The organism is Pseudomonas sp. LBUM1657, from assembly GCF_059716075.1.
In genome coordinates, this window is record NZ_CP166799.1 from 1,258,780 (window position 1) to 1,277,705 (window position 18,926).

16 protein-coding genes and 1 pseudogene are annotated in these 18,926 nt (G+C 59.6%); 7 read left to right on the forward strand and 10 right to left on the reverse strand.

Going from position 1 to position 18,926, the window contains the following annotated elements:
* Positions 1–11: 11 nt before the first annotated feature.
* Both ACA055_RS05630 and ACA055_RS05635 read left to right on the forward strand, forming a co-directional pair.
* Complete coding sequence (locus tag ACA055_RS05630; protein ID WP_497682735.1) at positions 12–833, forward strand: isocitrate lyase/PEP mutase family protein; 822 nt, start codon at positions 12–14, stop codon at positions 831–833.
* A gap of 2 nt (positions 834–835) precedes the next feature.
* The gene (locus ACA055_RS05635; RefSeq protein ID WP_497682736.1) at positions 836–1,531 is read left to right on the forward strand and encodes an extensin-like domain-containing protein; all 696 of its coding nucleotides are present in this window, start codon (positions 836–838) and stop codon (positions 1,529–1,531) included.
* Positions 1,532–1,534: 3 nt separating this feature from the next.
* Here ACA055_RS05635 and ACA055_RS05640 read toward each other — a convergent pair whose 3' ends face one another.
* On the reverse strand, positions 1,535–2,155 hold the full coding sequence (locus ACA055_RS05640; protein WP_497682737.1) for an energy transducer TonB: 621 nt from the start codon (positions 2,153–2,155) through the stop codon (positions 1,535–1,537).
* Positions 2,156–2,248: 93 nt separating this feature from the next.
* Between ACA055_RS05640 and ACA055_RS05645 the strand changes: the two genes are divergently transcribed.
* Complete coding sequence (locus tag ACA055_RS05645) at positions 2,249–3,031, forward strand: class I SAM-dependent methyltransferase (RefSeq protein WP_497682738.1); 783 nt, start codon at positions 2,249–2,251, stop codon at positions 3,029–3,031.
* A 144-nt stretch (positions 3,032–3,175) separates the two neighbouring features.
* On the opposite strand, the gene ACA055_RS05650 is transcribed toward ACA055_RS05645, so the two are convergent.
* Positions 3,176–3,811, reverse strand: a complete 636-nt coding sequence (locus ACA055_RS05650; RefSeq protein WP_497682739.1) for a TetR/AcrR family transcriptional regulator — start codon at positions 3,809–3,811, stop codon at positions 3,176–3,178.
* A gap of 93 nt (positions 3,812–3,904) precedes the next feature.
* On the opposite strand from ACA055_RS05650, the gene ACA055_RS05655 reads away from it, so the two are divergent.
* The 3 genes and pseudogenes from ACA055_RS05655 to ACA055_RS05665 form a co-directional block, all read left to right on the forward strand.
* Positions 3,905–5,005 carry an efflux RND transporter periplasmic adaptor subunit gene (locus tag ACA055_RS05655; protein ID WP_497682740.1) on the forward strand — a complete coding sequence of 367 codons (1,101 nt, stop codon included), beginning with the start codon at positions 3,905–3,907 and terminating at the stop codon, positions 5,003–5,005.
* Between the two features lie 6 nt (positions 5,006–5,011).
* On the forward strand, positions 5,012–8,083 hold the full coding sequence (locus ACA055_RS05660) for an efflux RND transporter permease subunit (RefSeq protein WP_497682741.1): 3,072 nt from the start codon (positions 5,012–5,014) through the stop codon (positions 8,081–8,083).
* Positions 8,084–8,251: 168 nt separating this feature from the next.
* Positions 8,252–8,410 (forward strand): annotated as a pseudogene (locus tag ACA055_RS05665) (Fic family protein); the annotation flags it as partial.
* Positions 8,411–8,424: 14 nt separating this feature from the next.
* Here the strand turns inward: ACA055_RS05665 and ACA055_RS05670 are convergent.
* The 4 genes from ACA055_RS05670 to plsB form a co-directional block, all read right to left on the reverse strand.
* Positions 8,425–9,114 (reverse strand): DUF4197 domain-containing protein, encoded by a 690-nt coding sequence (locus ACA055_RS05670; RefSeq protein ID WP_497682742.1) that lies wholly within the window; start codon positions 9,112–9,114, stop codon positions 8,425–8,427.
* Between the two features lie 27 nt (positions 9,115–9,141).
* Positions 9,142–9,540: a YbaY family lipoprotein gene (locus tag ACA055_RS05675; RefSeq protein ID WP_497682743.1), complete on the reverse strand. Its 399-nt coding sequence runs from the start codon at positions 9,538–9,540 to the stop codon at positions 9,142–9,144.
* Between the two features lie 142 nt (positions 9,541–9,682).
* Positions 9,683–10,285 (reverse strand): hypothetical protein, encoded by a 603-nt coding sequence (locus ACA055_RS05680; protein WP_497682744.1) that lies wholly within the window; start codon positions 10,283–10,285, stop codon positions 9,683–9,685.
* Between the two features lie 115 nt (positions 10,286–10,400).
* Positions 10,401–12,884 carry a glycerol-3-phosphate 1-O-acyltransferase PlsB gene (gene plsB / locus ACA055_RS05685; protein WP_497682745.1) on the reverse strand — a complete coding sequence of 828 codons (2,484 nt, stop codon included), beginning with the start codon at positions 12,882–12,884 and terminating at the stop codon, positions 10,401–10,403.
* Between the two features lie 165 nt (positions 12,885–13,049).
* On the opposite strand from plsB, the gene ACA055_RS05690 reads away from it, so the two are divergent.
* Complete coding sequence (locus tag ACA055_RS05690) at positions 13,050–13,259, forward strand: cold-shock protein (protein ID WP_010462862.1); 210 nt, start codon at positions 13,050–13,052, stop codon at positions 13,257–13,259.
* A 135-nt stretch (positions 13,260–13,394) separates the two neighbouring features.
* On the opposite strand, the gene ACA055_RS05695 is transcribed toward ACA055_RS05690, so the two are convergent.
* From ACA055_RS05695 to ACA055_RS05710, 4 genes are all read right to left on the reverse strand, one after another.
* Positions 13,395–13,778, reverse strand: coding sequence for a hypothetical protein (locus ACA055_RS05695; protein WP_497682746.1), 384 nt, complete (start codon positions 13,776–13,778; stop codon positions 13,395–13,397).
* 84 nt (positions 13,779–13,862) lie between these two features.
* On the reverse strand, positions 13,863–14,672 hold the full coding sequence (locus ACA055_RS05700) for a putative RNA methyltransferase (RefSeq protein ID WP_497682747.1): 810 nt from the start codon (positions 14,670–14,672) through the stop codon (positions 13,863–13,865).
* A complete protein-coding gene (dapE, locus tag ACA055_RS05705) occupies positions 14,672–15,823 on the reverse strand; it encodes a succinyl-diaminopimelate desuccinylase (RefSeq protein ID WP_497682748.1) in 1,152 nt (383 codons plus the stop codon). Before dapE ends, ACA055_RS05700 begins: the two co-directional genes overlap by 1 nt.
* 240 nt (positions 15,824–16,063) lie before the next feature.
* A complete protein-coding gene (locus ACA055_RS05710; RefSeq protein WP_497682749.1) occupies positions 16,064–18,655 on the reverse strand; it encodes a glycosyltransferase in 2,592 nt (863 codons plus the stop codon).
* Positions 18,656–18,926 lie beyond the last annotated feature (271 nt).

The following is an 18,926-nucleotide window of genomic DNA, read 5'->3' on the forward strand; positions in this document are numbered from 1 at the left end:
GGAGCCTGCCAATGGATGCGCAAACCCAACGAGCCCAAGCGTTCAAAGCCCTGCATGAACGCGACGGCGCTTTTGTCATTCCTAACCCCTGGGATGCTGGCTCGGCGAAAATGCTCGCCAGCCTGGGCTTCGGGGCGCTGGCGACCACCAGTGCCGGTTATGCCTTTTCACAAGGCCGTCCCGATGGCGGATTGACGCTGAATGAGACCTTGGCAAACGTTCGGGCGATTGTCGCGGCCACCGACCTGCCGGTCGCGGTCGATCTGGAAAACGGCTTTGCCGACGATCCTGCCGAATGCGCCCAAAGCATCTTGCGGGCAGCCGAAGCCGGCGCGGTCGGCGGTTCGATCGAAGATGCCACGGGGCGCAAAGACAGCCCGATCTACTGCTTCGAACACGCCGTGGCGCGCATCGAAGCTGCCGTTGCGGCAGCCCGCAGTTTGCCTTTCCCCTTCACGTTGACGGCTCGAGCCGAGAACTTCCTGCATGGCAATCCTGATCTGGACGACACGATTCGCCGCTTGCAGGCGTTCGCCGAGGCCGGTGCCGATGTGCTTTACGCGCCGGCTCTGCGCAACGCCGAAGATGTATTGGCAGTGGTGCGCGCAGTAGCGCCCAAGCCGGTCAATATCCTGATGTCAGGCGGCTTGAAGTTGACGGTCGAGCAACTGAGCGAGATGGGCGTCAAACGGATCAGCGTCGGTTCAGCGCTTGCCCTGGCGGCGTATGGCGAGTTCTTCCGCGCTGCCGAGGAAATCCAGAAGTCCGGCACATTCGGATTCACGTCGCGGTCCATGCCGTACCAGCAGGCCAATCAATTGTTCAAAGGCTGACGATGGGTTTTTCGAGGGTGCTGCTAGTGCTGGTGCTGATCATCGGCACGGCGGCGGTGAGTGTCTGGCGTGGCTGGATCTCAGTGCCGGCGCAGTGGAACCCTTGGGCGCCGCTGGATGTGAAGGCCGCCCCGAATCTGCTGACTCGCTACAAACTGATGCGCCTGCGCGATGATCCGCAGTTGTGTGATCAAGCCCTGAGCAGCTCAGGATTGCGCGTGACTCCTCTGGCCGATAGCCCCGACGCGAAGTGCCCATTGACCAACACCTTGCGCGTGCAGGGCGGCGAAGTGGCCCTGAACAGCAGTTTTCTCGCCAGTTGCCGCCTCGCGGTGTCATTTGCCCTGTTCGAACACCACGCCCTGCAACCGGCGGCTCAGGCTGTCTATGGCCAGGCGGTGACTCGCGTCGATCATCTCGGCAGTTTCGCCTGTCGCAACGTCTACGGTCGCGAGAATGGCAGACTCAGCCAACATGCCACCGCCAATGCACTGGATATCGCCGGTTTCCGCCTGGCTGATGGCCGCGCCATCAATGTGCTCAAGGACTGGCCGAAGGATAATCAGGACGCGCAGTTTCTACGCCAGGTTCGCGACAGCGCCTGCGACATGTTCAGTGTGGTGTTGAGCCCGGACTACAACGCCGCCCATCGCAATCATTTTCACGTGGATGTCGGGCCGTGGTGGGTGTGTCGCTGAGGATTATGCGGCGATGCGCAGGTTCTGCAGGATGATCGGGCGAGCCCAGCCGCTGTCGAAATCGAATTGTTTCTGTTGCTCTATTAGTTCTTCGGGCGAGAAGGGTGGGAACGGCTTGTCCAGCAGATGGAGTTCAAACTCGGCAATCGGCAGATGCAACGGACGTGGTTGCGGCGCCGGGCCGGCTTCTGGCACAGGTTGGCCTGCGGTCAGCACGATCGGGCGGACCCAGCTGCTGTCGAAATCCTGTTGCTGCTGTTGCGCGACGATTTCTTCTGTCGGGAACGGTGGGAAAGGTTTGTCGGCCAGGTCCATTTCGAACTCGGCAATCGGCAGGAACAGCGGCTCGGGCGGGCGAACTTCATTGTCCTTCACGTCGCATTCGCGCTGGGAAACGATGTGCGCCAGCAGATCGCTGCCAACCGTCGGTTCGACCGGGCTGTCGAGATCGGCCGGTGGAAAGTTGAGAGATTCCGGCAGCACTTCGCCCGACTGATCGGCCAGCGCCCGGGCAAAAAAATCCTGCCAGAGGTGACTGACACCGCTCAGTGCTTGGGTATTTCGCAGGCTGTAGTCGCCGTAGGGCGAGATGAAGCCTGTGAATGTGGGTTGAATGTCTGACATTTCTCTCGGTCGACGCTCAGCTCTGGCAAAATGCTCGATAGTTTTGTTATCGGCCGTTTTTGCCGATCATTAATTTTTTGAGCGTGTTTTCCCATGATTGAGCAACCTGCGGCCTGCCGCATTCATGTCGAGGCCTTGGCCACGACCTTTCAGCCGCAGGCGGAGCAATGGGCCGAACGCCTGGGTTTGCCCATGCAGGTGGCTGACGGCGAGTTTGCCTTGCAGGTGGGCGAGCAGGGTCTGCAACTGCAACAACTGGGTGCTGATGCGCCGGGGCCGGTGCGGGTGGACTTCGTCGAAGGCGGCGCGGCCCATCGTCGATTGTTCGGGGGTGGCACGGGTCAGATGATCGCCAAGGCTGTCGGAGTTGCCCAAGGCGTGCGTCCACGCGTGCTGGATGCCACGGCAGGACTGGGCAAGGATGCGTTCGTGCTGGCCAGCCTGGGCTGCGAGATGAGCCTGATCGAACGTCAGCCACTGATTGGCGCTTTGCTTGAGGATGGCCTGGCCCGAGGTGCGGAAGATTTCGACGTGGCGCCGATCGTGGCGCGGATGCGTTTGCTCAAGGGCAATTCGATCGAAGTGATGAAAAATTGGGAAGGGGAGCCGCCGCAGGTGATCTACCTCGACCCGATGTTCCCGCATCGTGAGAAAACCGCGTTGGTGAAAAAGGAAATGCGCCTGTTCCGACCGCTGGTGGGCGATGATCCGGACGCGCCGGCGCTGCTCGAAGCGGCACTGGCGCTGGCCAGCCACCGGGTGGTGGTCAAGCGCCCGCGCAAGGCGCCGTGCATTGCGGGGCCGAAGCCGAGTCATGCGCTGGACGGCAAATCCAGCCGGTATGACATTTATCCGAAGAAGGCGCTTAAGCCTTAAGACCGAGTCGCCTGCTTCGCGAGCAAGCCCGCTCCCACATTTGATCTCCAGCGTTCATAAAATTTGTGAACGACACAGGTTCAATGTGGGAGCGGGCTTGCTCGCGAAGGCGTCGGCCCAGACACAACAAATCCATCAGGCCGCCTAAGGCCGATAAGCCCGCATAAACAACCCCACCACTTCCTGCACATGGCTCTCGGCTGCATCGCCAGTCAGCGGTTCGCCGCAGCCATACAGCAACCGGAAATTCCCCGCGCCCTTGAGCAGACAGAAAAAGTGCTCGGCCGCATTGCGCGGTTTGTCGATGCTCAACGCGCCGCTCTGATCGACCTTGGTCAGCAATCGCTCCATGCCATGCAGCATGCGCTCCGGCCCGGCCTCGAAGAAAATCTGCGAGAGCTTCGGGTCCTGGCTGCCCAGGGTCATCATCAGCCGGTGCAGGTTCACCGATTCGTCGCTGTTGATCAGTTGATGAAAACCGTGGGCGATGTTCAGCAGCACCGTTTCCACCGCGACGCCGTCCGGCAATTCAAAAAACAGCGTAGGCAATTGCTCTTCACACTTGGCCATCACGGCGGCGGAGAACAGCGTCTCCTTGTCGTTGAAATGGCTGTAGACCGTCAGCTTCGACACGCCAGCCTCGGCCGCCACCGCGTCCATGCTGGTGTTGGCATAACCATTACTCAGAAACAGGATTTTCGCCGCGTCGAGGATCGCCTGGCGCTTGGCCAGATCCTTGGGACGGCCCGGACCATTGGGTGCTGAAAGATTATTGGTCATTCTTCGCTTTAATACTGGACTGGTGAGTTTGCTATTAATAACATACTGGTCAGTATAATTATTCCAAGCACCATTAGCGAAAGGTCCTTCACCATGTTCCGCTATGCCTTGCCCCTCGCATTGCCAGTCAGTCTGGCGTTTTTATTGTCTGCGTGTGGTCACGAAGAGGCACCTCAAGTCACCGTGCGCCCGGCCATGGTGGTGCAGCCAGAGCCTGCGGCCCAGGCAATGGAAAGCTATCCGGGTGAAGTCCGCGCGCGCTATGAGCCGGACCTGGCGTTCCGCATTGGCGGCAAAGTCAGCCGACGACTGGTCGAGGAGGGGCAGCGAGTCAAGGCTGACCAGCCGCTTGCAGAGCTCGATCCTCAGGACGTGCGCTTGCAACTGGAAGCAACCCGAGCCCAAGTCGCCGCTGCCGAGGCTAACCTGAGCCTGGTGCGCGCCGAGCGCGATCGCTACAAGACCCTGATGGACCGTCAGATGGTCAGCCGTTCGCAGTACGACAATTCCGAAAACCTCTACCGATCCGGTGAAGCGCGCCTGAAGCAGATAAAGGCCGAGTTCAACGTCTCGACTAATCAAGCCAGCTACGCCGTGCTGCGCGCGCCTCAGGACGGGGTGGTGGCCAAACGGTCGGTGGAAGTCGGGCAAGTCGTGGCTGCGGGGCAAACGGTGTTCACCCTCGCCACCGATGGCGAGCGCGAAGTATTGATCAGTCTGCCGGAGCAAAGCTTCGGCCGTTTCAAGGTCGGGCAGCTGGTGTCGGTGGAACTCTGGACCCAACCCGACCAGCGTTTCGCCGGGCGCATCCGTGAGTTGTCGCCCGCTGCCGATCCAAAATCCCGCACCTTTGCCGCGCGCATAGCGTTCACTGCCGGCAAGGTCCCCGCCGAACTCGGTCAGAGTGCCCGGGTGTTCGTTCAAACTGCCGAAGCGGTGCCGCTCTCGGTACCGCTTTCCGCACTGACCGCGGAGAACGGCGCGACCTACGTCTGGGTCGTCAGTGCCAATAACACCTTGAAGAAGACTCCGGTGCGGGTCGGTGCGTTCGGCGAGAAAACCGTGCCGGTGCTCGAAGGCTTGAACGCCAGTGACTGGGTGGTGGCGGCCGGTGTCCATGTGCTTCTCGAAGGGCAGCAGGTGCGTCCGGTGGATCGCTCCAACCGCGTGGTCAATCTGGCGGACAAGGAGTAATTCCCGATGGGTTTCAATCTTTCCGAATGGGCGCTGCGTAATCGCCAGATCGTACTGTTCCTGATGATCTTGCTTGCAGTCGTTGGTGCTCTTTCCTACACCAAGCTCGGCCAAAGTGAAGACCCGCCGTTCACCTTCAAAGCCATGGTGGTTCGCACCATCTGGCCGGGGGCGACGGCGGAGGAAGTGTCGCGTCAGGTCACCGAGCGAATTGAAAAGAAACTGATGGAAACCGGCGAGTACGAGCGCATCGTTTCGTTCTCCCGCCCCGGCGAATCCCAGGTGACGTTCATTGCCCGTGATTCCATGCATTCCGTGGACATTCCCGAGCTCTGGTATCAGGTCCGCAAGAAGACCAACGACATTCGCCACACGCTGCCGCCGGGCGTCCAGGGACCCTTCTTCAACGACGAGTTCGGCACCACGTTCGGCAATATCTACGCCCTGACCGGCGATGGTTTTGACTACGCGGTACTCAAGGATTACGCCGACCGTATCCAGATCCAGCTGCAGCGGGTCAAGGATGTGGGCAAGGTCGACCTGCTCGGGCTGCAGGACGAAAAGATCTGGATCGAACTCTCCAACGTCAAGCTCGCCACCCTCGGCCTGCCCTTGGCGGCGGTGCAGCAAGCGCTTGAAGAGCAGAACGCGGTGTCCACGGCGGGGTTCTTCGAAACCACCAGCGAGCGATTGCAGCTACGGGTATCGGGGAATTTTCAGACGGTCGACGAGATCAAGAACTTCCCGATCCGCGTAGGTGATCGCACGTTCCGCATCTCCGATGTGGCGAACGTGCGTCGTGGTTTCAACGATCCGCCAGCACCGCGCATGCGCTTCATGGCTGAAGACGCGATCGGTCTGGCCGTGGCGATGAAGGACGGTGGCGACATTCTGATACTGGGCAAGGCGCTGGAAGTCGAATTCGCCAGAATCCAGAAAAACCTCCCGGCCGGCATGCAGCTGCGAAAAGTATCCGACCAGCCGGCGGCGGTAAAAACCGGCGTTGGCGAGTTCGTTCAAGTATTGGTTGAAGCCCTGGCCATCGTCCTGTTGGTGAGTTTCTTCTCCCTCGGCGTGCGCACTGGCATGGTGGTCGCCCTGGCGATTCCGCTGGTGCTGGCGATGACCTTCGCCTGCATGTATTACCTCGGCATCGGCCTGCACAAGATTTCCCTTGGCGCACTGGTCCTGGCGCTGGGCTTGCTGGTAGACGACGCGATCATCGCCGTGGAAATGATGGCGATCAAAATGGAGCAGGGTTTCGATCGGATCAAAGCCGCCAGTTATGCCTGGACCAGCACCGCGTTCCCGATGCTCACCGGTACGCTGATCACCGCGGCCGGCTTCCTGCCGATTGCCACGGCGCAATCAGGAACAGGCGAATACACCCGCTCGATCTTCCAGGTAGTGACCATCGCGTTGGTGGCATCCTGGATTGCCGCCGTGGTCTTTGTGCCTTATCTCGGGGAAAAACTCCTGCCGGATCTGGCGAAGATTCATGCAGCCAAACACGGCACTGGCCATGGCCAGCCTGATCCGTACGGCACGCCGTTCTATCAGCGCGTCAGACGATTGGTGGAATGGTGCGTGCGGTGGCGCAAGACCGTGATCGTATTGACGGTGGTTTTGTTTGTTGCCTCCATCGTGTTGTTCCGCTTTGTGCCGCAGCAGTTCTTCCCGGCATCGGGTCGACTGGAACTGATGGTCGACCTGAAACTGGCCGAAGGCGCGTCTCTGAGCAACACCGCCGAAGAGGTCAAGCGCCTCGAAGCATTGCTCAAGGATCACGCCGGAATCGACAACTACGTGGCCTACGTCGGTACCGGGTCGCCGCGTTTTTACCTACCGCTGGATCAGCAACTTCCTGCGGCGAGCTTTGCGCAGTTTGTCGTCCTGGCCAAGACCATCGAGGATCGCGAACCCCTGCGGACCTGGCTGATCGAAACCCTCAACGAACAGTTCCCGGCCCTGCGCTCGCGGGTTACACGTCTGGAAAACGGCCCGCCGGTTGGTTATCCAGTGCAGTTCCGTATCACCGGTGAACACATTGAGGAAGTCCGTGCACTGGCGCGCAAAGTGGCGGTCAAGGTTCGTGAAAATCCCCATGTGGCCAATGTCCATCTGGATTGGGAAGAACCCAGCAAAGTCGTGTACTTGAACGTCGATCAGGACCGCGCGCGGGCGCTGGGCGTGAGCACGGCGAACCTGTCGCGGTTTCTGCAAAGCTCGCTGACCGGTTCCAGCGTCAGCCAGTACCGTGAAGACAACGAATTGATCGAGATCCTCCTGCGCGGCACGTTGCACGAGCGCACCCAGCTGTCGTTGCTGCCGAGTCTGGCGGTCCCGACCGATAACGGTCGCAGCGTGGCGTTGTCACAGATTGCGACGCTGGAGTATGGCTTCGAAGAAGGCATCATTTGGCACCGTAACCGCTTGCCCAACGTGACCGTCCGCGCCGATATCTATGGCAAGGAACAACCGGCGACCCTGGTGCAACAGATCATGCCGACCCTCGATCCGATTCGCGCCGAACTGCCGGACGGGTACTTGCTGGACGTCGGTGGCACCGTGGAAGATTCGGCCCGCGGGCAGAATTCGGTGAAGGCTGGCGTACCGCTGTTCATTGTGGTCGTGTTGACTTTACTGATGCTGCAACTGCGTAGTTTCTCACGCACTGTGATGGTATTTCTGACCGCGCCTTTGGGGTTGATCGGGGTGACGTTGTTCCTGATGGTGTTCCGTCAACCGTTCGGCTTCGTCGCCATGCTCGGGACCATCGCCCTGTCCGGGATGATCATGCGCAACTCGGTGATTCTGGTCGACCAGATTGAGCAGGACATCGCCGCCGGGCTCAAACCGTGGCAAGCGATCATCGAGGCGACGGTCCGGCGTTTCCGCCCGATTGTGCTGACGGCACTCGCCGCGGTGCTGGCGATGATCCCGCTGTCACGCAGTGTGTTCTTCGGGCCGATGGCGGTGGCGATCATGGGTGGGTTGATCGTCGCGACGGCCCTGACGTTGTTGTTCCTGCCGGCGCTGTATGCAGCGTGGTTCAGGATCAAGAAGGAGCCAGCCTGACCCTGCAGGCGCCGTCGCAGGCTGCAATTTTTGATCTTCAGATTCAAGATCAAAAGATTGCAGCCAGCGGCGGTTCCTACGTCTGTTTCAGAACCTTCCGATATTGAGTCAGGGGACGCTGAATGCTGTACTCAAGACCCTGTTCACGAGATTTTTGAACCAGCGCCAATGAAAAAGCCACCCACGCCGAAGGGCAAGTCTGACCCGGTTTTTGACCTGCTCGGCAAATCCCCCCACAAGGAACGTCTCTCGGGCTACCTCGCGTTGCTCAAGCCTCTGGACGATCAAGGGCGCTATCTGCCTTTCGATGAGTTGCGCTATCGCTGGGAGCGTATTGAAATTTAAAGAGTACCGAACACTTTCTTGGCCAGGCTGGTCGCCGCAGCGGCTGGATTCTGGCGAATGGTTTCTTCCTGCTTGCCAATCATCTCGAACAATCCGTTCAACGCCTGCTCGGTGACGTAGCTTTCGATATTGGCACTTTTCGCATCCACGACGCCCAGCGTCGCCGCCTGACCGGCGAACGAGTTGTACTGCTTGGCCAGGCCAACCTGGTCGGTGGCTTGCTTGACGATCGGCAGGAACTTGGCGCGGATCTGTTCGCGACTGGTTTTGTTCAGGTACTGAGTGGCCGAGTCATTGCCACCGCTGAGAATCCCCTTGGCATCCTCCACGCTCATTTTCTTCACGGCATCCACCAGGATCGGCTGGGCCTGCGTCACGGCGGTTTCTGCCGCTTTGTTCATGCTGGTTTCCAGTTGATCAACCTGGGCGCCCATGCCGAAGGCTTTCATCTTGCTGGCGACTTTGCCCAACTTGCCCGGCAGTTCGATTTTTACCTCCGGGTTGTTGCTGAAACCGCCCGGTGTGCCGAGTTGTTTCACGGCCAGTTGCGCGCCTTGGGTCAGGGCGTCCTTGAGGCCGCCGGTGGCGTCTTTTTGCGACAGGTCACTGAGGGACAGGGCCAGGGCGCTGGCAGAAATCATCAAACCTGCGCACAGGCCGGCGAAGCGAAGGGTAGGGCGAAGCATGGTGGCTTCCTTGTTTGAAAGAGGAAATTAGCGGGCGGCGTCGACGCGGATTTTCAGTGGCTGCGGATCTTTGCCATCCAGCTGCACGGCGTGATGTTCGGTGGTGATGAACATCAGCTTGCCGTCCACTTCGATCCTTGCGCTGACCGAATAGCGATGGCCGGGTTTGACCTGGGCCGGATCGTAACTCAGATGAAACGGCAGCGGCACCTGGCCTTTGACCGGGCCTTTCTGTTCGTCGAGGACCACGGCGGGCGCGTCGGCCAGGGACACGTCCTGCAAGCTGACGCTCAAGGTGGCGGTCGGTGGCAGGGCGATGCGCTGCAAGTAGAACACTTCACCGTCGAGGGAGGTTTTCGCTGGCGAGGACAGAGTCTGGCAACCCGCCAGGAGTGCCACGGCGGCGAGTAGTGTGATTTTTTTCATCGGGGCCTCTAAGACTTGGGCGCCAGAAGAAGCCTGACGCCCAAGGGAATTTAGCGGATTTTTGGTCGGACGTCAGTCTGGAAAACAGAGAATGCTCGCCAGGCTGAGTTGAAAGTTTTTCAAGAAGCTGCAAGTAAAAACTTTAGAGCGTTGGAAGTGGCTTCAATACAACAGATCGCGGGTAGACCTCGATTGAGTTGCGATATTTGTTTTCATTGGCCGTCAGGGTATAGCGCTTTCCTGGAATGACAGTCTCCGGGTCGTACTCCAGATAAAATGCCTCAGCCATTTTTTCGCTGACATGAATTTGCGTCACTGGCCCGCTCGTATCTTCGTGCTCGTGTGCGATGAGCGTCACGGCGTGCTCGGGCTCAACGATGCGAGGCTCTTGCGCTTCGATGTAAAGACGACCAATCGGGCTCAAGTGCAGGGTTTGTCGGTGCGGCGCACGATGTACAACGACGAAATAATCCAGGTCTATCAGCAGTGGAATGCCGTTGTGGGTCATGTTGACCTTGATAAGGTATTTGACGCTGATGTCGACGTAGTTGTGCGGGAATGAAAAACTCCAGCGGCCGCTGTTTAGTACCGGAAGACGCGATTGCACTATATTGATCGGGGAAGCAGTATTTGCGGTTTGAACACTGATGCGCGTTTCACCTTCACCATCGCTGGGTGGGAGAAAGTCCTCCGGTAAACTAAAGGTGAGTGTGATGTATTGGTCAGTGCCTGTTGATGAGTTCATCGCGATATCCTTATCGTGATTGGCTGGAATTAGAACTCTATTAATTCATAACTGAGCAACTAAAAGAACATCCTTGTTCCTATAGTCGTTATCCGGAAGTTTCAAGCGAAGTTGATCACACCTGATCCGCCGCATCTTCACTGCGATGTAGCGCCACTTGACGAATCGACAAGCGAATTTCCGCCGGTAATACCCGTTTTGCCGCGCCTTCGGCCAGTTCGCCGAGCAATTCGTGATAGCCCAGCTTGCCCGCTTCATCGCGCTTGAGCACGTCGAGGTCGAGCATCGTCTGGATGAAGTGGCGGAACAGGCTTTTGTCGAAGAATTCCGGGGCGTTCAGACCATGGAGGATCGACAGGCGCTGGGCCATGACCGTGCACAAGTCTTCCAGTTCTTCGGCGCTGATGCTGTTCTGACCGCTGTTGAGCAGCAGGGACACGGTCATATAGAAGCGTTGCAAGGTCTGGGCGATGCTTTTCGACAGCAGCGTCAGCAACACGAAATGCCGCGAGCTTGGCGCCGGACGCAGGTAAACGTCATTCTCGAAACGCAGCAGGCCTTGCTCGACGAACGCTTCAAGCCATTGATCGATCACTGCATCCAGCTCGTCCAGCGTCCAGCGAATGAACAGCTCCGATTGCAGGTACGGGTACAGCGCGCGGGTGTAGCGCAGGATCTGTTCGCGGCTCATGCGCGACGCGCTCTGGAAGAAACTCGCCAGCAGCGCGGGCAACGCGAAGATGTGCAGCACGTTGTTGCGGTAGTAAGTCATCAGGACGGCGTTCTGCTCGTCCAGATACAGAATCTTGCCCAAAGCGTCACTCTGTTCGGACAGCAGATCCATGTCCTTCACATGTTCGATCAACGCCCGGCCATCACCGTCCGGCAACGTGGTGTGCGGCGAATACGGCACCTTGCGCAGCAGCGCCAGATAAAGGTCGAGCACCCGCGCCATGGCGCGATCGTCCAGGGCCAGGCGGCTGGTGGACAACAACGCCAGGGCCACCAGATTGACCGGGTTGATCGCCGCCGCCTCGTTCAGGTGCTGTGCGACTTTCTCGCCGAGGCGGTTGGTGGTTTCGTTGAGCCAGGCCGGTTTGAACTGCGGACCGAGCTCCTGTTGGCGCCAGTCGGGCTGTTCACTGTCGAGGAACTCCGCCAGCTTGATCGGCTCGCCGAAGTTCACCGCTACCTGACCGAAGCGCTGCTTGAGCGCACCGATGACTTTGAAAATATCGAAGATCGATTCTTTCTTCTTGCTCGCGCCACGCAATTCGCCGAGGTAAGTCCGACCTTCCAGAACGCGCTCATAACCGATGTACACCGGCACGAATACAATCGGCATCCGTGACGAACGCAAGAAACTGCGCAGGGTGATCGCCAGCATCCCGGTCTTCGGTTGCAGCATGCGCCCGGTGCGTGACCGGCCACCCTCGACAAAGTATTCGACCGGGAAGCCCTTGGTGAACAGCGTGTGCAGATATTCGTTGAACACCGAGGTGTACAGCGGGTTGCCCTTGAAGGTGCGGCGCATGAAGAACGCACCGCCCCGGCGCAACAAGCTGCCGATCACCGGCATATTGAGGTTGATCCCGGCGGCAATGTGCGGCGGGGTCAGGCCGTTGCGGAACAGCAGATACGAGAGCAGCAAATAGTCGATATGGCTGCGATGGCAGGGCACGTAGATCACTTCGTGACCCTGGGCGACTTTCTGCACGCCTTCGATGTGATTGACCTTGATGCCGTCGTAGATCTTGTTCCAGAACCAGCTCAGCACCACTTCCAGAAAGCGGATCGCGGTGTAGGTGTAATCCGAGGCGATCTCATTGCCGTAGCGCAGGGCCTGGGCCTTGGCTTTCTCCGGCGAGATGTTCTCGCGCTCGGCTTCGTCGAGGATCGCTTGCTTGACCAGTGGCTGATTGAGCAGGCCTTTGACCAGGTTGCGGCGGTGGGAAATGTCCGGGCCGATGACGGCGGCTTTCAGGTTGCGAAAATGCACCCGCAAAATCCGCTGGGCCATGCGCACGGTGCGCTCGTGGCCCTTGTCGTGGTCGATCAGTTCGCGCAGGTGAATCGGCGCGGAGAACTGCACGCGGGTCTTGCGTCCCAACACAATGATGCTGAGCAACCGGCGCAGACGCCCGGTGACCGCCCAGCTATCGGCGAACAACAGTTTCCACGGGCTCGACTCGCTGTCCGGCGACTGACCCCAGAACACGCTGACCGGGATGATCTGCGCGTCCTCGGCGGCATTCTGGCTCAGGGCGTTGACCAGGCGGGTCAGGGTCGGCGGGGCACCGCGTTTGTCCTGGCGGCCGAGCCAGTCGGGCTCTGGTGTCAGGTAGAAGAACGCGGCAGGTTCGAGCAGGTTACCCACCGATACCGGCAAAACCGGGCGGGGCAGGCCGGCCTTGCTGCATTCGGCGTCGACCACGGCCAGGTCAGTCAGCGAAGGGCTTTGCAGGACGTAGAACACCGGACGACTGCGATCGAGGTTGAGGGTGAACGACGACTGGTTGATCGTCTCCGAGCGAACCCAGAGGTACAACAGTCGGCGCAGGGTGCCAAACACAAGACGGCGGAGCGGAGAACGGGTCATACGGCTTCTGCGTGAGTAAGTAAAACCGAGCAAATGCTCGGGCGGCCGATAGTGTGCCGTATTCATCGAAAATCGGCAAAAAAGCGGCTAAGTAAAGTGAGTTGAGAGTTTTGGCGCCTGTCATATACTCGACCGCTCAAAATAAAAAGAAGGGGGTAACGAGACATGGCTACGCGCGAAACCGGCAATGTGAAGTGGTTCAACGACGCCAAGGGTTATGGCTTTATTCAGCGCGAAGACGGGGTGGACGTGTTCGTGCATTACCGCGCGATCCGAGGCGAAGGCCATCGTTCGTTGGCCGAAGGCCAGCAGGTTGAATATGCGGTGGTGACTGGCGAGAAGGGTTTGCAGGCTGAGGATGTGGTGGGGCTGTAAACCCGATCTTTCAGATCACACAAAACCAATGTGGGAGCGGGCTTGCTCGCGAAGGCGGTGTGTCAGTCAACGTTGATATCGACTGACACACCGCCTTCGCGAGCAAGCCCGCTCCCACATTTGATCGGCGTCGCTCTATTGTTGAGCAGTTTTCCAGGTGATCTCTTCTTCACCATCGGCGCTGATGCGCATCCAGCGATCCGCTGACTCTTCACCTTCTTCCTCGACCCAGCTGCCCGGTGCACAACGCACTTCGACGTTCAGCGCGGCAAACGCAGCACGGGCGCAGGCGATGTCGTCTTCCCACGGGGTTTGGTCGCTGTCGAGGAACAGACTGTTCCATTTGCCGACGGCTTTTGGCAGCCAGGTGACCGGCACGTTACCGGCCTTGCACTTGTAGGTCTGACCTTTCTGAACCCAGTCGGTGCACGGGCCCAACGCTGTGCCGAGCCAGGCCGCAATGGCCTTGTAGTCGACGTCGGCGTCTTTCAGGTAAATCTCGATATCGGGTTGGCGCATGGATGTCCTCACTGCGGGTCTGAAAAATCCATTCGCGGATTTAGCCGGCCTCAAGCCGTTTGCTCGAGACCAAAAAATTAATAATTACTGAAGAACGAAATAATCGTAGCGCATCGAGACGGTGACCTCGAACGGCTCGGCCTGTTCGATGACCGCTGCCCGGCGTTCGGCACTGGCGCGCCAGCCGTGGGGTGTCATGGCCAACAGGTTCGCACGGTCCTGACCACTGGCCAGCATCAGTTTGAATTCCAGGGTTTCGCTGTGCTGCAACGCCATGCCATCCGGCACCAGTGCCAGATGCTTATCGTCGGTGTATTCACGCACTTCGTCGTACAGACGCTCGCGCAGTTCCATCAGATGGCCGCTGGTCGGTCCGACTTTCATCAGGCCGCCGCCGGGGCTGAGCAGGCGTTTGGCTTCTTCCCAGTCCAGCGGGCTGAATACGCTGGCGAGAAACTGGCAACTGCCTGAGGCCAACGGCACCCGCGCCATGCTGGCGATCAACCAGGTCAGTTGCGGGTTGCGTTTGCAGGCGCGCTTGACCGCTTCCCGGGAAATATCCAGTGCGTAACCGTCAGCGTTCGGCAAGGCCTCGGCGATTTGCGCGGTGTAGTAACCCTCGCCACAACCGATGTCCAGCCAGCGCTGGGGCTGATATTCAGCCGCCAGTTCCGCCAGGCGCTTGGCCACCGGTGCGTAATGGCCGGCGTTCAAGAAGTCGCGCCGGGCTTCGACCATCGCCAGGTTATCCCCAGGGTCGCGGCTGTTCTTGTGCTGCACCGGCAGCAGGTTCAGGTAGCCCTGCCGCGCGCGGTCGAAACGATGCCCGGCGGGGCAGGCCACGCCGTTGTCCACCGCGTTCAGCGGCTCGCTGCAGATCGGGCAGGCCAGCATCAGGCGAGCAACTTGATCAGGGTCTGGTAGTAGATTTCGGTCAGCACATCGAGGTCTGCCGCCAGTACGCGCTCGTTGACCTGGTGGATGGTCGCGTTGACCGGGCCCAGTTCAACCACTTGAGTGCCCATGGTTGCAATGAAGCGCCCGTCGGAGGTGCCACCGCTGGTGGAGGCTTTGGTCTCGCGGCCGGTCACGTCCTTGATGCTCGACGCGACGGCATCCAGCAGCGCGCCCGGTTCGGTGAGGAACGGCAAGCCGGACAGCGCCCAGTCGATGTGCCAGTCCAGGCCATGCTTGTCGAGGATATCGGCGACACGCTTTTGCAGGCCTTCGACGGTGGACTCGGTGGAGAAGCGGAAGTTGAACACCGCCACCAGGTCACCCGGGATCACGTTGGTCGCGCCGGTGCCGGAATTGACGTTGGAGATCTGGAAGCTGGTCGGCGGGAAGAAATCGTTGCCGTGGTCCCAATGCTCGGCGGCCAGTTCGGCCAGGGCCGGGGCGGCGAGGTGGATCGGGTTCTTAGCCAGGTGCGGATAGGCCACATGACCTTGCACTCCGCGCACGGTCAGCTTGGCGCCAAGGGAACCGCGACGACCGTTCTTGACCACGTCACCCACCAGGGTGGTGCTCGATGGTTCGCCAACGATGCACCAGTCCAGACGCTCTTTACGGGCTGCGAGGCGTTCGACTACCGCTTTGGTGCCGTGATGCGCCGGGCCTTCTTCGTCGCTGGTGATCAAGAAAGCGACCTTGCCCTTGTGGTCCGGGTAGTCGGCGACGAAGCGCTCGGCTGCCACAGTCATGGAGGCGAGGCTGCCTTTCATGTCCGCGGCGCCGCGACCGCAGAGCATGCCGTGTTCATCGATCAGCGCATTGAACGGATCGATCTGCCAGGCGGTTACCGGGCCGGTTGGCACCACGTCGGTGTGGCCGGCGAAGCACAGCACCGGGCCGTCGTGTTTGCCGTGGGTGGCCCAGAAGTTATCCACATCTTCGATGCGCATCGGTTCAAGCGCAAAACCGGCATCGCCCAGGCGCTGCATCATCTGCTTCTGGCAATCGGCGTCGACCGGCGTCACGGACGGACGGCGGATCAGGTCGATGGCGAGTTGAAGGGTCGGCGAAAGGTCGGCGTGGGCCGTCATGGAAAACTCCGGTAAACATGAATTTGGGCGCGGACTAAATGTGGGAGCGGGCTTGCTCGCGAATGCGGTGTGTCAGTCACCATAAATGTTGATTGTTACACCGCATTCGCGAGCAAGCCCGCTCCTACAGGTTTTGAGTACGGTCAGAAAGACCGTATATCACGCCAAGCCCTGCAAAATGGCGGTTATCTTAAAGCAAAACGGCGGCCATTGGCCGCCGTTTAGTGCATCTGTATTGATTTAGACCGCTGGTAGCGTTTGCGCCTCGGCTGCTGGTTTTGGCAGCGAAGACAGGAACGCCATGATCAGTGCCGCCAGGTACGGCAGCGACTGCACCAGCAACATGGTCACCCAGAAGCGCATGTCATTGCTCGGCATGCCGTTCACCAGGTAAATCCCCAGCGCCGCGCCCCACAACAGCAACATGATGAACACCTCTTCACGCGCCTCCGAAATCGCCACCCAGAAGCCGTGATTATCGGCGTTTTTAGGTGTGCGGAAAAACGGAATGCTGCTGGTGAAGAAACCGTACAGCACCGCTTTGGCGATGGTGTGCGACAACGCCAGGCCGGCCAGCGCCGCGCAGAACGCATCCTTGAGGTTGACCCCGACCGCACGACGGTAAAGGAAGATGATCTTGCCCACCTTGAACACGAACAGCGCCAACGGCGGGATCGCGAAAATCAGCAGCGGCGGATCGACCCGTTGCGGCACGATGATCATCGCCGCCGACCACAGCAAGGCGCCCACGGTGAAGAAGATGTTCATGCCATCCGCCACCCACGGCAACCAGCCCGCGAGGAAGTGGTAGCGCTGGCCACGGGTCAGCTCGGTGTCCTTGCCGCGCAAGAGGCTTGCGGTGTGACGCTTGATGATCTGGATCGCGCCATAGGCCCAGCGGAAACGCTGTTTCTTGAAGTCGATAAAGGTATCGGGCATCAGGCCTTTGCCGTAGCTGGTGTGGTAATACGCTGCCGACAGGCCTTTTTCAAATACACGCAGACCCAGTTCGGCGTCTTCACAGATGCACCAGTCGGCCCAGCCCAGCTCCTCGAGCACCGAGCGTCGGGTCATGGTCATGGTGCCGTGCTGGATGATCGCGTCACGGTCGTTGCGGGTGACCATACCAATGTGGAAGAAGCCTTTGTATTCCGCGTAGCAGAGCTTTTTGAAGGTGCTTTCGTTTTGGTCGCGATAATCCTGCGGTGACTGCACCACGGCGATTTTCGGATCGGCGAAGTGCGGCACCATGTGCTTGAGCCAGTTCGGGTCGACGCAGTAGTCCGAGTCGATCACGGCAATGACTTCGGCATCCTTGGCGGTGTGCGGGATCAGGTAATTCAGCGCGCCGCCCTTGAAGCCGGCCAGCGGCGCGACGTGGAAGAACTTGAAGCGCGGGCCGAGGGTTTCGCAATAGGCCTGCACCGGTTCCCAGACCGCCGGGTCCTTGGTGTTGTTGTCGATGATCAGGACTTCGAAGTCCGGATAATCGAGATTGGCCAGCGCGTTGAGGGTCTGTTTGACCATCTCCGGCGGCTCGTTGTAGCAAGGTACGTGAATCGACACTTTCGGTCGGTAGTCCGAATCGCCCACCACCGGCAGGAATTCACGCCGACGCTTGTGGGTCCACACCGCTTCGGCCAGTTCATGGGCCTCGGTCAGCAGCACGATAAACACCCCGAGTGCGCCGAGGGCTAGCAAGAAGCCCACCGTCAGGCTGAACCAGGTGCTGTATTGCAGGCTGTAGTCGTAACCGATCCACACCAGCACCGAACCGCAGAGGAACGCGATGAAGGTCAGGAAGGTCCGGCCGCGTTGACGCAGGGCCGAGCCGTCGATCATCAGCAGGGTCAGTGACAGCAGGGCCAGCACCACCGATCCGACCGCCAGCACGCGCCACTGCGGAATCGCGACAACCGGGCCGTCGAAGTTGAATTTCTGCTGGCGTGCGGCGTTGAAAACGCCCCAATAGGCGCCTACCGAGCCTTCGTCACTGGCCTTCCACGGTTGGTCAAACGCTTCGATCACGAAGTAGTTGAAACCCTGGCGGTTGAGCTTGTTGACCAGCGTACGCAGATAAATCGCCTGGTCTGCCGGCGACGCATCGGCGCCACCGCGCATGCGACCGTTGCTCGGCCAGCCAACCTCCGACAGCAGCAGCGGTTTTTTCGGGAACATCTTTTTCAGATCGCGGGCGCGGTCGAGGACGAACTGCCCGGACTGCTCCATCGGAACGTGTTCCCAGTACGGCAGGACGTGCGCGGCGATCAGGTCGACGTGCTTGGCCAGGCTCGGGTTTTCTTCCCATACGTGCCATTGCTCGGAGGTGGTCACCGGCACTTTCACGGCAGCGCGGACGCGATCCAGAATAATGCTGAGTTCCGGGGCGGTAATTTCCTTACGGAAGATCGCCTCGTTACCGACAACGACGCGAACCACACTGCGCGAGCTGTTGGCGATCTCGATGGCACGGGTGATCTCGCGCTCGTTGCGCTCCTCGTCCGGGCTGATCCAGATCCCCAGTGTCACCCGCAGGCCGAACTCTTCGGCCAGTTTCGGAATGTTTTCCAGGGTGCCATCGACCGAGTAAGTACGGATGTTGTCCGTCAGCTTGCTCATGATCTCCAGATCGCGACGCATTTCATCGTCGGTCGGATATTGCTCTTTCTGTGGGTACTGCCCTTGCTGGAACGGCGAGTACGAAAAGCCGGAGATCTGTTCAGGCCAGTTGGGGGCGGTGACCGGGCGATTGATCAGCGCCCAGAAGCCGGTAAACAAGGCAGCGATGGCGAGCACCACCACCAGGTTGAGTCCAAATTTACGCGATGACATAGCTTTTTCAGGTTCCAGAGGCTGCTGAACGAAGGAACGGTCGGCGGCCGGTTGCCAAGAGGCAGGGGGCGCGCATCCTACACCGGGCGTTCACTGACCGTACAGCGGACAGGGAAATGCCGGACGTTGGGCAATCCAAGTCGACTTAAGTTCTTTCGTTGGACCTTGTAGGTTAAATCTTGGTTCTGTGTAGTTCTTGCTAGAGCGAAAAACGCCCGTTCATAGCCCAAAGATGCTCTTGGCCGCCGACGGCCCTATAATGCGCGCCGGT

Bases quoted from the DNA above. Each gene is read 5' to 3' on its own strand.
- ACA055_RS05630 (WP_497682735.1), top strand. From the start codon at position 12: ATGGATGCGCAAACCCAACGAGCCCAAGCGTTCAAAGCCCTGCATGAA.
- ACA055_RS05635 (WP_497682736.1), top strand. From the start codon at position 836: ATGGGTTTTTCGAGGGTGCTGCTAGTGCTGGTGCTGATCATCGGCACG.
- ACA055_RS05640 (WP_497682737.1), bottom strand. From the start codon at position 2,155: ATGTCAGACATTCAACCCACATTCACAGGCTTCATCTCGCCCTACGGC.
- ACA055_RS05645 (WP_497682738.1), top strand. From the start codon at position 2,249: ATGATTGAGCAACCTGCGGCCTGCCGCATTCATGTCGAGGCCTTGGCC.
- ACA055_RS05650 (WP_497682739.1), bottom strand. From the start codon at position 3,811: ATGACCAATAATCTTTCAGCACCCAATGGTCCGGGCCGTCCCAAGGAT.
- ACA055_RS05655 (WP_497682740.1), top strand. From the start codon at position 3,905: ATGTTCCGCTATGCCTTGCCCCTCGCATTGCCAGTCAGTCTGGCGTTT.
- ACA055_RS05660 (WP_497682741.1), top strand. From the start codon at position 5,012: ATGGGTTTCAATCTTTCCGAATGGGCGCTGCGTAATCGCCAGATCGTA.
- ACA055_RS05670 (WP_497682742.1), bottom strand. From the start codon at position 9,114: ATGCTTCGCCCTACCCTTCGCTTCGCCGGCCTGTGCGCAGGTTTGATG.
- ACA055_RS05675 (WP_497682743.1), bottom strand. From the start codon at position 9,540: ATGAAAAAAATCACACTACTCGCCGCCGTGGCACTCCTGGCGGGTTGC.
- ACA055_RS05680 (WP_497682744.1), bottom strand. From the start codon at position 10,285: ATGAACTCATCAACAGGCACTGACCAATACATCACACTCACCTTTAGT.
- plsB (WP_497682745.1), bottom strand. From the start codon at position 12,884: ATGACCCGTTCTCCGCTCCGCCGTCTTGTGTTTGGCACCCTGCGCCGA.
- ACA055_RS05690 (WP_010462862.1), top strand. From the start codon at position 13,050: ATGGCTACGCGCGAAACCGGCAATGTGAAGTGGTTCAACGACGCCAAG.
- ACA055_RS05695 (WP_497682746.1), bottom strand. From the start codon at position 13,778: ATGCGCCAACCCGATATCGAGATTTACCTGAAAGACGCCGACGTCGAC.
- ACA055_RS05700 (WP_497682747.1), bottom strand. From the start codon at position 14,672: ATGCTGGCCTGCCCGATCTGCAGCGAGCCGCTGAACGCGGTGGACAAC.
- dapE (WP_497682748.1), bottom strand. From the start codon at position 15,823: ATGACGGCCCACGCCGACCTTTCGCCGACCCTTCAACTCGCCATCGAC.
- ACA055_RS05710 (WP_497682749.1), bottom strand. From the start codon at position 18,655: ATGTCATCGCGTAAATTTGGACTCAACCTGGTGGTGGTGCTCGCCATC.